Genomic DNA, 14,640 nt, shown 5'->3' on the forward strand with positions numbered 1-14,640 from the left:
CCGGCTTCCGGACGAGCGCGCCCGCCGGGGTCCGGCCTCCGGTCAGGCGGGCGCCGCGGTGAGCGCGCGGACCTCCGCCACGATGGCGTCGAGGGCGGTGCCGGTCGGGAAGACGGCCGCCGCGCCCGCCTCGGTGAGCTTCGGGACGTCGGCGGCCGGGATCGTCCCGCCGACGATGACGGCGATGTCGGCCGCGTCGGCGGCGCGCAGCGCCTCGACGGTCCGGCCGGTCAGCGCGACGTGCGCGCCCGACAGGATGCTCAGCCCGACGACGGCGACGTCCTCCTGCACGGCGATCGCCACGATGTCCTCGACGCGCTGCCGGATGCCGGTGAACACCACCTCGAAGCCGGCGTCGCGCAGCGCGCGCGCGACGATCTTGGCGCCCCGGTCGTGACCGTCCAGGCCGGGCTTGGCCACCAGTACTCTCGCGGGCATCAGAACACCACCGGTTGCTGGAACTCGCCCCACACGGCCTTGAGCGCGGCGACCATCTCGCCGACCGTGCAGTACGCGGCGGCGCAGTCGATCAGGGGATGCATGAGGTTGGCGTCGCCCTCCGCCGCGCGGGACAGGTCGGCGAGCCGGGCGCGGACGGCCGCGTCGTCGCGGTCGGCCTTGACCTTCGCGAGCCGTTCGAGCTGCCGCTCGCGGCCCTCCCGGTCCAGCTCGTAGGTCGCCAGCTCGGGCGGCGGCTCGTCGGAGACGAACCGGTTGACGCCGACGATCGGCTTCGTGCCCGCCTCCATCTCCTGGTGGAGGGTGTACGCCTCGTCGGCGATGAGGCCCTGCAGGTAGCCGTCCTCGATGGCCCGCACCATCCCGCCGTGCCGCTCCAGGTCGTCCATGATCTCGACGATCCGGGCCTCGGTCTCGTCGGTGAGCGCCTCGACGAAGTAGGAGCCGCCGAGCGGGTCGGCGACCCGGGTGACGCCGGTCTCGTGCGCGAGGATCTGCTGGGTGCGCAGCGCGAGCGTCGCCGACTCCTCGCTGGGCAGCGCGAACGGCTCGTCCCAGGCGGCGGTGAACATCGACTGGACGCCGCCCAGCACCGACGCCATCGCCTCGTAGGCCACCCGGACGACGTTGTTGCGGGCCTGCGGCGCGTACAGCGAGGCGCCGCCCGCGACGCAGCCGAAGCGGAACATCGACGCCTTGTCGGTGGTCGCGCCGTACCGCTCCCGGACGATCGTCGCCCAGCGCCGCCGTCCCGCCCGGTACTTCGCGACCTCCTCGAAGAAGTCGCCGTGCGTGTAGAAGAAGAACGAGATCTGCGGGGCGAACTTCTCGATCGACATGCGGCCGCGTTCGAGGACGGTGTCGCAGTAGGTGACCCCGTCGGCGAGCGTGAACGCCATCTCCTGGACGGCGTTCGCGCCGGCGTCGCGGAAGTGCGCGCCCGCCACCGAGATCGCGTTGAACTTCGGCACCTCGGCCGCGCAGAACTCGATGGTGTCGGCGATCAGCCGCAGCGACGGCCCGGGCGGCCAGATCCAGGTGCCGCGCGAGGCGTACTCCTTGAGGATGTCGTTCTGGATCGTCCCGGTGAGCTTCTCCCGGGGCACGCCCTTGCGCTCGGCGGCGGCCACGTAGAACGCCAGCAGGATCGCGGCGGTCCCGTTGATGGTGAAGCTGGTGCTGATCTTGTCGAGCGGGATGCCGTCGAACAGGATCTCGGCGTCGGCCAGCGTGTCGACGGCGACGCCGACCCGGCCGACCTCCTCGCTCACCTCGGGGTCGTCGGAGTCGTGGCCGCACTGCGTCGGCAGGTCGAGCGCCACCGACAGGCCGGTGCCGCCCTGGTCCAGCAGGTACCGGTAGCGGCGGTTGGACTCCTCCGCGGTGCCGAAGCCCGAGTACTGCCGGAACGTCCACAGCCGCCCGCGGTACCCGGACGGGTAGTTGCCGCGCGTGAAGGGGAACTCCCCCGGTCCGGGCGGATCGGCGGCCCGGTCCGCCGGTCCGTAGACCGGGCGGAGCGGGATGCCGGACGAGGTCTGCACGATGTCGTTCATCGGTGAATACGTTACTTCCAGAAAAAGAGAATGCCAATACCGCTAGCGAGAATCCGATGATCGCCCGGTGATCGCGTGCTCGATGAGCGTGACGAGGACGTCCCGCGCGGCCGCCCGTCCGCGCACGTCGCACTCGACGATCGGCACGTCCGGATCGACGTCCAGCGCGTCCCGCAGCTCCTCGACGGGATGGCGGGGGGCGCCGTCGAACCGGTTCGCGACGACCACGAACGGGATCTCGCGCCGCTCGAAGAAGTCGATCGAGGAGAAGCTGCTCTCCAGCCGCCGGGTGTCGACCAGGACGACGGCGCCGACGGCCCCGCTGGAGATCTGGTCCCACATGAACCAGAACCGCTCCTGGCCGGGCGTCCCGAACAGGTAGAGCCGCACGCCGCCGGAGAAGGTGATGCGGCCGAAGTCCATCGCGACGGTGGTGGTGGTCTTCGACTCCACGCCGCGCAGGTCGTCCACACCGGCCGACATGTCGGTCAGCGTCTCTTCCGTGCGCAGCGGGCGCACCTCGCTGACCGCGCCGACGAGCGTGGTCTTGCCGACCCCGAACCCGCCCGCGATCAGGATCTTCAGCGTGTGCAGGGGGACGTCGTCGTCCGGCGCCCCGGACGCGGGGGCCGCCGAGAACTCGAAGGTGGGGGAGGTCATCGCGCCGGGCTCACACCCGCCCGCCGGGCACGCCCGGAACACCGGGGACGCCCGGACCGCCGGGGACGCCGGCGCCGCGCGGGGCCGCCGCGAGCTGCCGCCGCAACCGTTTGATCAGCATGGCGGTCTCGTAGGCGACCAGTCCCGCGTTGCCGCCCGCGTCGCTCAGCACCGCCAGGCAGCTGCCCTCCGCCGCCGGGATGACGAAGAACAGCCGCCCGTCCAGCTCGACGAGCGTCTGCCGCACCTGTGCGGCCCCGAAGTGGTCGCGCGCCCCGAGGGCCAGGCTGTTGAAGCCCGACGACAGCGCGGCCAGGAACTCGGCGTCGGTGCGGGTGAGGCCGCCGGACGCGCCCATGACCAGGCCGTCGCGGGACAGCAGCACGGCCTGGCGGACCTCCCCGACGCGGTTCACCAGGTCGTCCAGCAGCCAGTCCAGCTCGCCGGACGCCCGGGTCCCTGCATTCATGATCGTCTCCATCCGTTCCGCGGATCGTCCTCGGCCTCGTCGCCGGGGACGCCCGGTTCGTCCTCCTCGCGGCCGCGCATCCAGCCGGACTGCAGCGAGGCCATCAGCGCGCGGCTCGACTCGGGGTCCGGCTCGTCGTCGTCCGCGGGCTCCCCCCGGTGCCCCGGGCGTCCCGCTCCGGGCGCGACCGCGTGCCGCCCCTGCGGGCGTCCGCGCAGCTGCGGGGCCAGGTTGCGCTGCCGGACCCGCTTGGGCAGCCGCCCGGTCGTCTCGCTCGGCTCGGCGGACGGTTCGTGCACGGGCGCTCCCATCGGCTCGGGCACCGGCTCGGGCATGGGGGTCGGCTCGGGCCGGTGCGGCGGCTCGAACACCGACGGCGCGGGGGCCGGATCCGGCGGGGCCGGGTCCAGCGGGGCCGGGTCCAGCGGGGCCGGGTCCGGCCGGGCCGGCACCGCGGGACGGTGCGGGCGGTCCAGCCGCCGCCCGAAGCGGTGCGGGGCCTCGACCGGGGGCGGTCCCGCGGCCGCCGGGGGAAGCTCCGCCGCCTCGCCGGACGCGATCAGCCCGTTCGGCAGCAGCACGACCGCCGTCGTGCCCCCGTACGGGGACGGCTGCAGCACCACCCTGATCCCGTGCCGCGAGGCCAGCCGGGACACCACGAACAGGCCGAGCCGGTCGGTGTCGTCGGCGAGGTCGAACTCGACCGCGGCGGCCAGCCGCCGGTTCAGCTCGGCCATCTCGTCGGTGTGCAGGCCGACGCCGCGGTCGATCACCTCGACCGCCAGCCCGTTCGCGACCCGCTCGACCTTCACGGTCACCTCGGTGGTCGGCGGCGAGTAGGCGGTGGCGTTCTCGATCAGCTCCGCCAGCAGGTGGATGACGTCGGCGACGACGGAACCGTGGATCGAGCCCGACGACACGGCCGCCACCTCGACCCGCGTGTAGTCCTCCACCTCGGCGATGGCGGCGCGGGCCACGTCCTCGGCGTCGACCGGCTGGTCCCACGCCCGGACGGTCGGCGAGCCCGACAGGATGACCAGGCCCTCGGCGTGCCGCCGCATCCGGGTGGTGAGGTGGTCGAGCCGGAACAGGTTCTCCAGCTCCTCGGGGCTGGACGCGCCGCGCTCCATCTCGTCGAGCAGCCGAAGCTGGCGCTGCAGCAGCGACTGGCTGCGCCACGACAGGCTGACGAAGACGCGGTTGATGTTCTCGCGCAGCTCCGCCTCCCCGACCGCCGTGCCGATCGCGGTCCGCTGCACGGCGTCGAACGCCTCGCCGACCAGGACGATCTCGGTGGTCCGCCCGACCGCCGGGCGGGGCGTCTCGGCGTCGACGTCGACCCGCTCGCCCCGGCGCAGCCGCGCGACGACGCCCGGCAGGCGCTCGTGCGCGAGCTGCTGGGCCGTCCGCTGCAGGTTGCGCAGTTCGTCGGCGATCCGGCGGGCGAACAGCAGGGACAGCGCGACCGACGCCGCCACGGCCAGCAGGCCGAGCCCGCCCGCGAGGTAGAAGCGCAGCATGATCCGCCGGCCCGCCGGGTCGACCTCCTCGGTCTGCAGCGCGATGCCCGCTTCCTCGGCCATCACCTGCCAGGGCGGAAGCGCCGCGTCCACCGTGGACCGCCACTCCGAGCCCGAAGGTGCCCCGCCGTTGCGCAGCACGCCGTTCTCCATCGCCCGATAACGCGTGTAGGGCCCGGAGTCGGCGAACTCCTGGACGAGCCGTGCCGCCTCGCCGTCGACGCCGGTGCGGGCGTTCTCGAAGAGCATCCGGCCCTCGGCCGCCCACCCCGCGAACGCGGCGCGCTCACCCGTCCCGAGCCGCCCGCCGGGCCGGACCGACCGCAGCAGCGCGTCCTCGCGCAGCATGAAGTCGAGAGCCCAGTAGGACTGCAGCAGCGCGTGGCTGTGCTGGTAGATCGAGACCTCGCCGATGCTGGCGAGCGCCGCCACGAGCCGCATGGTGTCGTCGACGACCGCGCTGTACTCCTCGATCACCTGCAGCGGGGCGACCGAGCGCGCCTCGATCCGCGACCGCAGCTCGCTCAGGCCGGCGAACGAGTCGCTGATGGTCCGCAGCCGCCGGGGCAGCATCCCCTCGGACTCGCGCAGCTCCGGCGAGCGCGCCATCTCCTGGAAGCCGGCCACCGTCTCGTCGGTCGCCGCCACCTGCTCGCGGTACGCGCCCGCGGCCTGGTCGCCGCTCGTGAGGAAGGCGACCGCGGCGGAACGTTCGCGCTGCAGCGCCTGGGTCAGGAACCCGGCGGGCTCGCCCACCTCGTCGAGGACCGTGGAGAAGGCGAGCCGCTGCCGGGCGTCCGACAGGGTCGACGCCCCGGCGAACGCCCACAGCGCCAGGAGCGACGCCAGGGGGATCGCCAGCAGTAACGCGATGCGCCGCCTGATCGGGCGCGCGCGGGGCCGCCCGCGGGAACCGTGGGATTGTGTCATTCCAGCTGGTCCTTCATGACCTTTCCGGTGGCGTTGAGCGGAAGCCCGTCGCGGAACACCACGTGTCTCGGCACCTTGTAGCCGGCCATCCGCTCGCGGCTCCACGCGATCAGCGCGTCGGCGGTGAGCTCGCCGCGCCGGACGACGAACGCCTTGCCGACCTGGCCCATCCGCTCGTCCGGCACGCCGACCACGGCGGCCTGCGCGACCGCCGGGTGCTCCAGCAGGAAGTCCTCGATCTCCGCCGGGTAGGCGTTGAAGCCGCCGACGATGAACATGTCCTTCTTGCGGCCGACGATCCGCACGTGGCCGCGGTCGCCGATCGTGCCGAGGTCGCCGGTGTGCAGCCAGCCGTCGGCGTCGATCGCCGCGGCGGTCGCCTCCGGGTCGTCGAGGTAGCCGCGCATGACGCTGTAGCCCCGGACGAGCACCTCGCCGTCGTCGGCGATCCGCACCTCGACGCCGTCGCAGGGCGTGCCGACGGTCGTCGCGATGTCCTCGAACGAGTCGCCGGGCCTGGACGCGGTCGCCGTCCCGGCCTCGGTGAGCCCGTATCCCGTCATGATCGACTGGAAGGGCAGTTCGACGCGGACGCGGCGGATCAGCTCCACCGGGATGTCGGCGGCGCCGGTCACGGCGGCGCGCAGGGACGACAGGTCCCGGTCGCCCTTCGCCTCCAGCAGCGAGTGGTAGAGCGTGGGCGGCCCGGGCAGCATCGTGATCCGCTCCCGCTCGACCAGTTCGAGCACCTTGTCCACGTCGAAGACGGGGACGGGCAGGACGGTCGCGCCGCGGATCATCGACGTGATCAGGCCCGCCTTGTACCCGAAGGTGTGGAAGAACGGGTTGACGATGAGGTAGCGGTCGCCTTCCCGCAGGTCGGCGAGGTCGCACCATTCGGAGTACAGCCGGAGCGTCTGGGCGTGGTCCATCATGACGCCCTTGGGCCGGCCGGTCGTGCCCGAGGTGTAGATGACGTCGGCGATGTCGTCGCCGCGGACGTCCGCCTGGAACGGCGACCCGCTCGACAGGAAGTCCGACTTCAGGTCGATCACCGGGACGCCCGTCCGGGCCGGTGTACTCCTGCCCGAGGAACCCTGCTGGACGAGGACGCCTTGGCGCCGCTGCGCCGGACGATGTCGGCGGCTTCCTCCGCCTTGAAGCGCGTGTTGACCGGGACCAGCACTCCGCCGGCGGTCACCAGGCCGAAGGCCGCGATGATCCACTCGGCGGAGTTCGGTGCCCAGACCGCGGCCCGGTCGCCCTTGCCGACGCCCTGCGCCCGGAACGCCCCCGCGGCGGTCCGGACGCGCTCGGCCAGCTCGGCGAACGTCAGGCGCAGCGGACCGTCGGCGACCGCTTCGGCGTCCCCGAAGCGGTCGCCGGCGCTCTGCACGAGCTGCGGGATGGTCTCCCACTCCATGGTCAGACCGACATCAGCCGTGCGAGGTTGCCGCCCATGATGTCGGCCTGGTCCTTGTCCGAGAGGCGCTTCTTGTCCAGCGCGTCCACGTAGGTGACCGGGTCGGCCAGGCCCTCGGGGTGGGGGTAGTCCGAGCCGAACAGGACCTTGTCGACGCCGATCATTTCGGCGAGGTCGGCCATGTTCTCCTCCCAGAAGGGGCTGACGTGCACGTTGCGCTTGACCGCGTCGACGGGGTGCTCGCCGAACGCCTCAGGGGCCTTCTTGAAGACGCCCGCGAGGTTCTCCAGCAGCGGCTCCACCCAGGACGACCCGTTCTCGATGACCGCGATCTTCAGCTCGGGGAAGCGGGTCAGCAGGCCGTGGCAGGCCATCGACCCCACGGCGTCGGTGACCGGGCGCCACTCGTTGAGCATCCGGAACGCGTTCGTCTTGAACGGCAGCATCTCCGAGTGGGTGCCGTCCCAGTCGTTGGCGTAGCGGCTGTAGCCGCTGTCGGACGAGTGCATCCCGACCACGACGCCCTCTTCCTGGACGCGCTTCCAGAACGGGTCGAACTCGGGGAGGGCGAACGAGCGCGGCCCGCGGAAGCCGGGCACCGGCGCGGGCCGCAGCAGGATGCACTTCACCCCGCGCTCCAGGCACCAGTCGAGCTCCTCGATGGCCTTCTCGACGATCGGCAGGCTGATGACCGGCGTGGTGAAGATGCGGTCCTTGTAGTTGAACGACCAGGTCTCGTGCAGCCACTGGTTGAGCGAGTGGACGACCACGTGGATGAGCTCCGGGTCGTCGCGCATGCGCTCCTCGATGAGGCTGGCGAGCGTCGGGAACATCAGCGTGCGCTGGATGCCCAGCTCGTCCATCAGCTCCAGGCGCGGGGCGGGCTCGCGGAAGGCGGGGATCGACTTCATCGGCTCGCCGAAGATCTCGCGCTTGCTCTTGCCCTCGGGGTTGCCGTGCCGGAAGTACTCCTCCTGGGCCCCGGCCGGGCGACCACGCTGAACGTGGGGTTGGGGATGTACTCGCTGATCTGACCACGGATGGCGATCTTGGTGCGGCCCTTGATGTTCACGTACTGGACGGCGCCCGCGTACTCCTTCGGGAGGTACTTGGTCAGCGCCTCCTCGGTCTCGTACAGGTGGTTGTCCGCGTCGAAGAGGGGATAGGGCAGCTCACGAGACGGCATCAGAGATCCTCCTTTGCGATTGTTGAGAATAGTATTCTCACCTATCATCTCCCGCAATGTTTCTGCGGAGAACGAACTTCTGGATCTTGCCGCTGGGGGTCCGCGGGAAGTCGTCGACCGCGCGGACCTCCTCCGGCCACTTCTGCCGCGCCAAGCCGGCCTTCTCCAGGTGCGCCCGGATCTCGTCGAGCGTCGGCGCGCGCTCCCCCGGCAGCGCCCGGACGACCGCCGCCGCGTGCTCGCCGAGCCGCGCGTCGGGCGCCGACACCACGGCGACCTCCGCCACGCCCGGCATGCCGAGCAGCAGGTCCTCGATCTCGGGCGCGCTGACGTTCTCGCCGCCCCGGATGATGACGTCGGCCTTGCGGTCGGTGATCGTGAGGTAGCCGTCGGCGTCGAGCTCGCCGATGTCGCCCGTCCGGTACCAGCCCTCGTCGTCGAAGACGGACGCGGTGAGCTCCGGGTCGGTGTAGCCGACGCACAGGTCCGGTCCGCGGCTGAGGATCTCGCCGTCGTCGTCCAGCCGGATCTCCACGCCGGGCAGGACGTCGCCGTCGGTGAACAGCCGCTTGGCCGCGGGCGCGGTGTGCCGCGACCCGGTGATCGACGGGTGCTCGGTGCTGCCGTAGGAGCGGAACACCGTGATGCCGAGGTCGGCGAGCCGGGTGGTGACCGCCGCCGGGACCGACGACCCGCCGAGCCCCGCGTACTTCATGTTCGCCAGGTGACCGGGCGTGAAGTCCGGGTGTTCGAGGAGGCTCGTGACGAAGTACGTCGCGCCGCCCCCGACGGTCAGCCCCTCGTCCTTCATCAGCCGCAGCGCCTCGCCGGGGTCCCACACGTCGGCGAGGTTCACGGGCGTGCCGTCCAGCACCGGGATCAGCACGGCGTTCACCATGCCGATGAAGTGGCCGACCGGCGCCGCGGTGAGCTGCCGCCCCCGGTCCGGCGGGTAGAGGTCCCCGCCGAGCTGGCGCGCCTCGAAGCCGAGCGTCCGGTGGCTGTGCACGACGCCCTTCGGGTCGCGGGTGGTGCCGGACGTGAAGGCGATCAGTGCGGGCCCGTCCGGGTCGGTGCCGGTCACCCCGGGCAGCGGGTCCGCGAGCGGTTCGGCGGCGAGCAGGTCGTCGAAGTCGCGGCCCACCACCCCGACGATCGGGACGTTCGCGCACAGGTCGTCCTGGAACTCCAGGCGCCCGAACCGCTCCGCCCCCACGAACACGCGCGGCTCGACGGAGTCGAGGATGTAGCCGACCTCCTTGCGGCCGTAGAAGTGCACGATCGGGACCACCGCCGCGCCGAGGAACGCCGACGCCCAGAAGACCGCGGCGGCCTCCATCCAGTTGGGCAGCTGGAACGCGATCACGTCGCCCGGGCCGACGCCCCGCGCGCGCAGCCCGCCGGCCAGCCTGCGGGCGACCAGCTCGACGTCGCGGAAGGTCCCCGACCAGGGCCGGACGGCCGAGTGGATGCGGAACTCCGCGTCCGGTGCGGCGCGCAGGCCGCGCGCCAGCAGGGCGCCGAGCGTCTCGCGGGTCCACCAGCCCTCGGCCTCGTAGCGCTCGGCCAGCTCCTTGGGGATCGTCCGGGTGGAGATCGGGCGCGCGGGCGGCCGGTTCTCAGGCATGTGATCAGCTCCGATCTTGCTGGGAGAATTGCACTCTCGCAGATTGAGAAGCTAGATTCCATACATGGCACGAGACCATGGCTTCCATCCGGTCCGGATCACGCGGGTCGTCCGGGAGACCGACGACGCCCGCACCTTCGTGCTCGACGCGCCGTGGCCGTACCGGGCCGGGCAGTTCGTGACGTTCCGGGCGTGCGGCGCGCTGCGCAGTTACTCGATGTCGAGCTCCCCCGACACCGACGGCGAGCTGATGACGACGGTTAAGCGCGTCCCGGGCGGGCTGGTGTCCAACTGGATGCTCGACAACCTGGAGTCGGGCGACGTCGTCGAGGTGACGCGCCCGGCGGGGATCTTCTGCCTGCGCGAGACGTCCGCCCCGCTCGTGGCGTTCTGCGGGGGAAGCGGCGTCACGCCGATCCTTTCCCTGGTCAAGAGCGCGCTCGCGACGACGCGGCGGAACGTCCGCGTGCTGCTCGCCAACCGCGACGCCGACGCGGTCATCTTCCGGTCCGTGCTGGCCGAGCTGTCCGAGCTGCATCCGGACCGCCTTGAGGTCCACCACCACCTGGACGTCCTGAACGGCTTCGTCACCGAGACCCAGATCCGCAACTTCGTGAACGTCGACTCCCACGCCGACTTCTACATCTGCGGCCCCGCGCCGTTCATGGACCTGACCGAGCGCGCCCTCCGCGACCACGGCGCGGGCGCCGACCAGATCTTCGTCGAGCGCTTCGGCTCGGCCGACGCCTCCCCCGCCGAGCAGGCCGAGCAGGCGGAGCAGGCCGAACGGCCGGAGGCGCAGGCCGCGGATGCGGCGGAGGCGGCGCCGGAGGAGCCGAAGGCGGCGGCGGAGGAGCCGCGCGAGGACGGGACGGTCACGATCGTCCTCGGCGGCAAGAAGCACACGGTCCCGCAGCATCCCGGCGAGACGCTCCTGCAGAGCGCGCGCCGGGCGGGCCTCGCCCCGCCGTTCTCCTGCGAGGCGGGCAACTGCGCCACCTGCATCGCCCAGATCACCGCGGGCGAGGCGAAGATGCGGGTCAACAACGCCCTGGACGACGACGAGGTGGCCGAGGGGCTTATCCTCACCTGCCAGGGCGAGCCCGTGTCCGCCGACATCACCGTCGTCTACGAGGACTGAGCCCGTCTCGGGCGGTTGGAGCACGTGCATGGTAGAACTCGAGCTGGACGAGGGCCTGGCGGTCATCACCATCGACCGCCCGGAGGCCCGCAACGCCATCGGCCCGGCCACGATGGACGAACTGGACAAGGCCGTCGACGCGGCGGCGGGCGCCGACGCCCTGGTCGTGCGCGGGGCGGGCGACCGCGTGTTCGTCTCGGGCGGCGACCTGAAGCAGCTCGCCGCGATCCGCACCGAAGAGGACGCGATGGCGATGGCGCTGCGGATGCGCGGCGTCTGCGACCGGCTCGCCGCGTTCCCCGCCCCGGTGATCGCCGCGCTGAACGGCCACGCCCTGGGCGGCGGCGCCGAGTTCGCGGTGGCCGCCGACATCCGGATCGCGGCCGACGACATCCGGATCGGTTTCAACCAGTCGACGCTGGCGATCATGCCGGCCTGGGGCGGCGCGGAACGCCTCGCCGAACTGGTCGGCCGGGGCCGGGCGCTGCTGCTCGCCGGGACCGGGGAGGTGCTCGACGCGGCCGAGGCGCTGCGCGTCGGGCTCGTGGACCGGGTCGTCCCGCGGGCGACCTTCGAGGCGGACTGGCGCGCGCTGGCCCGCTCGCTCGCGCACGCCCCCGCCCGGGAGATCAAGCGGGTCGCCGCGGGCGTGGGCGAGGACGAGGCCGCGCGCGCGTTCGCGCGGCTGTGGGTGGCCGACGAGCACTGGCAGGCGGTGGAAAGGATGAAGCGCCGTGGCAAGTGACACAACGGGAGGCGACGTGCAGATCCAGGCGAGTTCGATCGGTCCCGTCGTACGTCCCGCGGGCCGGGCCGACAAGGTCGTCCTCTACCTGCGCGGGGACCGGCCGCAGCCGTCGGCGGCCACCGTGCTGGAGCCGTACGGGCGCCTCGCGCGGCAGGCGAACGCCATGGTGGTGTTCCCCCGCTACCGCGCCGAGTTCCCCGCCGCGCTCGACGACGTCCACGCCGCCTACGAGGAGGCGCGCGAGTCGGGGCCGGTGATGCTGGCCGGGGACCGGCTCGGCGGCGGGCTCGCCGCGGCGCTGCTGGTCCGGCTGCGCGACACCGGCGCGCGCAGCCCGCCTGCGCGGTGCTGGTCTCGGCGCTGCTCGACCTCACGCTGGACGCGCCGAGCCTGCTGCTGAACGCCGCCGCCGACCCGACGTTCGACCTCGGCGTCCTGCGGCGGCGGGTGGCGCGGCACGCCGGGAGCACGCCCCGCACCGACCCGCTGCTGAGTCCGCTGCACGCCAACCTGCACGGCTTCCCGCCGCTGCGGCTGCTCACGGCCGGGACCGACCCGCTGCTGGACGACTCGCTGTCGTTCGCCGCCCGCGCGGCCCGGTCCGGCGTCACCGTGGACCTGCGGGTGCTGCAGGACGCCGCGGACCTGCGGACGGCGTTCGTCCCGGCCATGGCCGAGTTCATGGACGTGTGGGGCCCGTCGGCCGCTCCGTCAGCAGACGCGCGGGAGCGTGGTTGGCCCACCCGGAGTCCGGCCAGTTGAACCAGCCCGACGACGCGGACGTGCCGCCGTCGGGGTGCAGCGTCGCCCCCGTCATGTAGGACGACAGGTCCGACGCCAGGAAGACCGCGCACCCCGACACGTCCGTGACGTCGCCCGCCCGTCCCATCGGGATGGCGACGCGCAGGCCCGCCTCGGTCGACAGGGCGCCGTCCCCATGGACGAACCGGGACATGTTCGGCGTCGGCGTGTAGTCGGGGGCGATGTTGTTGACGCGGATGCCGTCGGGCGCCAGCTCGACGGCGAGCGTCCGCGCGAACTGCTCCACGGCCGCCTTGGCCGCCGCGTAGACGGCGAAGCCGGGCGCCGCCCGGTGCGCCTCGATCGTCGTCATGTTGACGATGCTGCCGCCGCGGCCGCCCGCCCGCATCCGCGGGATCGCGAGCGAGCAGGCGTCCAGCACGTGCAGCAGGTTGGCGCGCAGCAGCGCGTTCCACCCCTTGGCGTTGGTGTCGGTGAACGGCGCCCGGAAGGTGCCCCCGGCGACGTTGACGAGGGTGTCGAGCCGTCCCCAGCGTTCGTCGGCGGCGGCGAACAGGGCCTCCAGCGCGTCGTGCTCGCGGGCGTCGCCGTGGCGCACGATCGCGTCGTGCCCCCGCGCGGCGAGCGTCCCGCGCAGCCGCTCCGCCGCCTCCCCGTCGCTGTCGAGCACGGCGGTCCGGACGCCGTTGGCGGCGAGGTCGGCGACGATCGCCTCCCCGAGCCCGCCCGCGCCGCCGGTGACCACCGCGACCGTGCCGTCCAGCCCGGCGCGTTCCTCGAACCATCCCACTGCGGTCACCGCCCCTTCATCGCGACAGGTAGGTCGCGCCGAACGCTTCCAGGAAGTCGAGCGTGGCCCGCGGCGTGCTCGTCCCGCTCGACACCAGCAGCCACGTGACGCCCGCCTTCTCGATCTCGGCGAACGCCTCGCGGTGCCGGTCGGCGTCGGCGTCCGGCGTGCCGATGCCCGCGCCCTGGTAGGAGTGCAGGACGTCGATGGGCTCGTCCCGTCCGGCCTCGGCCGCCGCCGCGCGCAGCTCGGTGATCGCCTCGGCCAGCTCGGGGAGCGTGCCGAGCGCGGGGGTGCGGGCGGTGGAGCTGAGCTGCGCGCCGCCCGACATCGGCATCCAGCCCTGGGCCCGCCCCGCGACGCGGCGGCGGCTCAGTTTCGAGTTGCCCCCGATCCAGATCGGGATCGGGTTCTGGACGGGACGCGGCCGCGCGATCACGTCGCGCGCGCTGAAGTGCCGGCCCTCGTAGGAGAACGGCTCCCCGCTCCAGTGCCGCGGCAGCACGTCGAGGGCCTCGTCGAAGAGGGCGTTGCGCTCGTCCATGTCGACGCCGAGCGCGTAGAACTCGCTCTTCTGGTAGCCGGTGCCGAGCCCGAGGATCAGCCGCCCGTCCGACAGCTTGTCGAGCGTCGCCGCGGCCTTGGCCAGCAGGAACGGGTTGCGGTAGGGGGCGACGGCCAGGTGGGTGAGCAGCCGGAGCCGGACGGTCGCCGCGGCGACGTGGCCGAGCGCGACGAACGGGTCGAGCGTCTGGTGCCCGCCCGAGTGCATCCAGCGGGCGCCCGGCACCGGATGCTCGCTCAGCGAGAACCCGTCGAACCCGGCCTTCTCGGCCGCGGCCGCCACCTTGTGGAGCGGTCCGGCGTCGAGGACGTCGCCGTCGGGGCCGCTCGCCTCCGGGTAGTGAAAGACAAAGCGCATGATCTGCCTCCTCGCGCGGCCGCCGGCGCGGTCCCGCGCCCCGCCGCGCCGAGGGGCGGGCGGGGGCGTGCGACCGGCCGGCGGACGGTGTCGTTCGGGCGGGCGGTGTCGTTCGGGCGGGCGGTACGAGCCGGTGCCCGTGCTCAGGACTTGGCGGCGGCCACGGCGGCGCGCGCCCGGCTGCGGTAGCCCTCCAGCTTCTCGGACGGGTCGATGACGCGGTGGCTGCGCGACCGGATCGACACGTCGTGGTCGGCGGACGCGGCGCGCAGCGCCCCGACCGTCGCCTCCGCCTTCGGGACGTGCGCGAACGGGTCGAAGTCGTACCAGCGCATGGCGTTCTCGTGCGTCATCTTGTCGATCTCGTCGTCCGGGACGGCGTTGGCCTCCAGCACCTCGTGAAGCTGCTCGGGCGCACCGGGCCACATCGAGTCGCTGTGCGGATAG

17 protein-coding genes are annotated in these 14,640 nt (G+C 72.9%); 4 read left to right on the forward strand and 13 right to left on the reverse strand.

The genetic code is table 11. The annotated features are described in order from the left end of the window. Positions 1-42: 42 nt before the first annotated feature. From BJF79_RS01980 to BJF79_RS02015, 10 genes are read right to left on the reverse strand one after another with little or no spacing between them, the layout of a single operon-like run. Positions 43-438, reverse strand: coding sequence for a cobalamin-dependent protein (locus tag BJF79_RS01980; protein WP_075894728.1), 396 nt, complete (start codon positions 436-438; stop codon positions 43-45). Beyond that, entirely contained in the window at positions 438-2,015 is a 1,578-nt protein-coding gene (locus tag BJF79_RS01985; RefSeq protein WP_075894729.1) for a methylmalonyl-CoA mutase family protein, read from the reverse strand. The genes BJF79_RS01980 and BJF79_RS01985 overlap by 1 nt, the downstream gene beginning before the upstream one ends. A 42-nt stretch (positions 2,016-2,057) precedes the next feature. Further along, positions 2,058-2,675 carry a GTP-binding protein gene (locus tag BJF79_RS01990; RefSeq protein ID WP_083733097.1) on the reverse strand — a complete coding sequence of 206 codons (618 nt, stop codon included), beginning with the start codon at positions 2,673-2,675 and terminating at the stop codon, positions 2,058-2,060. A gap of 10 nt (positions 2,676-2,685) precedes the next feature. After that, positions 2,686-3,144, reverse strand: coding sequence for a roadblock/LC7 domain-containing protein (locus tag BJF79_RS01995; protein ID WP_075894738.1), 459 nt, complete (start codon positions 3,142-3,144; stop codon positions 2,686-2,688). Then, entirely contained in the window at positions 3,141-5,594 is a 2,454-nt protein-coding gene (locus BJF79_RS02000) for a nitrate- and nitrite sensing domain-containing protein (RefSeq protein WP_075894730.1), read from the reverse strand. Before BJF79_RS02000 ends, BJF79_RS01995 begins: the two co-directional genes overlap by 4 nt. Then, the gene (locus BJF79_RS02005) at positions 5,591-6,649 is read right to left on the reverse strand and encodes an AMP-binding protein (RefSeq protein ID WP_262401399.1); all 1,059 of its coding nucleotides are present in this window, start codon (positions 6,647-6,649) and stop codon (positions 5,591-5,593) included. The genes BJF79_RS02000 and BJF79_RS02005 overlap by 4 nt, the downstream gene beginning before the upstream one ends. Beyond that, the gene (locus BJF79_RS58085; protein ID WP_262401400.1) at positions 6,646-7,017 is read right to left on the reverse strand and encodes an AMP-binding protein; all 372 of its coding nucleotides are present in this window, start codon (positions 7,015-7,017) and stop codon (positions 6,646-6,648) included. Before BJF79_RS58085 ends, BJF79_RS02005 begins: the two co-directional genes overlap by 4 nt. 2 nt (positions 7,018-7,019) lie before the next feature. After that, entirely contained in the window at positions 7,020-7,928 is a 909-nt protein-coding gene (locus tag BJF79_RS02010; protein ID WP_262401401.1) for an amidohydrolase family protein, read from the reverse strand. Then, positions 7,925-8,203, reverse strand: coding sequence for a hypothetical protein (locus BJF79_RS58090; RefSeq protein WP_262401402.1), 279 nt, complete (start codon positions 8,201-8,203; stop codon positions 7,925-7,927). The genes BJF79_RS02010 and BJF79_RS58090 overlap by 4 nt, the downstream gene beginning before the upstream one ends. A gap of 37 nt (positions 8,204-8,240) precedes the next feature. Beyond that, positions 8,241-9,830, reverse strand: coding sequence for an AMP-binding protein (locus tag BJF79_RS02015; protein ID WP_075894731.1), 1,590 nt, complete (start codon positions 9,828-9,830; stop codon positions 8,241-8,243). A 64-nt stretch (positions 9,831-9,894) separates the two neighbouring features. On the opposite strand from BJF79_RS02015, the gene BJF79_RS02020 reads away from it, so the two are divergent. Genes BJF79_RS02020 through BJF79_RS58100 form a run of 4 tightly spaced genes read left to right on the forward strand, consistent with a single transcriptional unit; the run spans position 9,895 to position 12,481 of the window. Next, complete coding sequence (locus tag BJF79_RS02020) at positions 9,895-10,971, forward strand: ferredoxin--NADP reductase (RefSeq protein WP_075894732.1); 1,077 nt, start codon at positions 9,895-9,897, stop codon at positions 10,969-10,971. A 28-nt stretch (positions 10,972-10,999) separates the two neighbouring features. Continuing rightward, positions 11,000-11,716, forward strand: a complete 717-nt coding sequence (locus BJF79_RS02025; protein WP_075894733.1) for an enoyl-CoA hydratase/isomerase family protein — start codon at positions 11,000-11,002, stop codon at positions 11,714-11,716. After that, a complete protein-coding gene (locus BJF79_RS58095; protein ID WP_262401403.1) occupies positions 11,706-12,119 on the forward strand; it encodes an alpha/beta hydrolase in 414 nt (137 codons plus the stop codon). Before BJF79_RS02025 ends, BJF79_RS58095 begins: the two co-directional genes overlap by 11 nt. Continuing rightward, on the forward strand, positions 12,065-12,481 hold the full coding sequence (locus tag BJF79_RS58100; protein ID WP_262401404.1) for an alpha/beta hydrolase: 417 nt from the start codon (positions 12,065-12,067) through the stop codon (positions 12,479-12,481). The genes BJF79_RS58095 and BJF79_RS58100 overlap by 55 nt, the downstream gene beginning before the upstream one ends. On the opposite strand, the gene BJF79_RS02035 is transcribed toward BJF79_RS58100, so the two are convergent. The 3 genes from BJF79_RS02035 to BJF79_RS02045 all read right to left on the reverse strand — a co-directional run. Further along, positions 12,399-13,280 (reverse strand): SDR family NAD(P)-dependent oxidoreductase, encoded by an 882-nt coding sequence (locus tag BJF79_RS02035; RefSeq protein WP_262401405.1) that lies wholly within the window; start codon positions 13,278-13,280, stop codon positions 12,399-12,401. The two genes, BJF79_RS58100 and BJF79_RS02035, sit on opposite strands and share 83 nt — an antisense overlap. Positions 13,281-13,287: 7 nt before the next feature. Next, a complete protein-coding gene (locus BJF79_RS02040; RefSeq protein WP_075894735.1) occupies positions 13,288-14,193 on the reverse strand; it encodes an LLM class F420-dependent oxidoreductase in 906 nt (301 codons plus the stop codon). A 143-nt stretch (positions 14,194-14,336) separates the two neighbouring features. Further along, the coding region (locus BJF79_RS02045; RefSeq protein WP_262401406.1) for a hypothetical protein at positions 14,337-14,640 on the reverse strand (304 nt) is incomplete at its 5' end.

This window comes from Actinomadura sp. CNU-125 (assembly GCF_001942465.1).
In the GTDB taxonomy this organism is placed as follows: domain Bacteria; phylum Actinomycetota; class Actinomycetes; order Streptosporangiales; family Streptosporangiaceae; genus Spirillospora.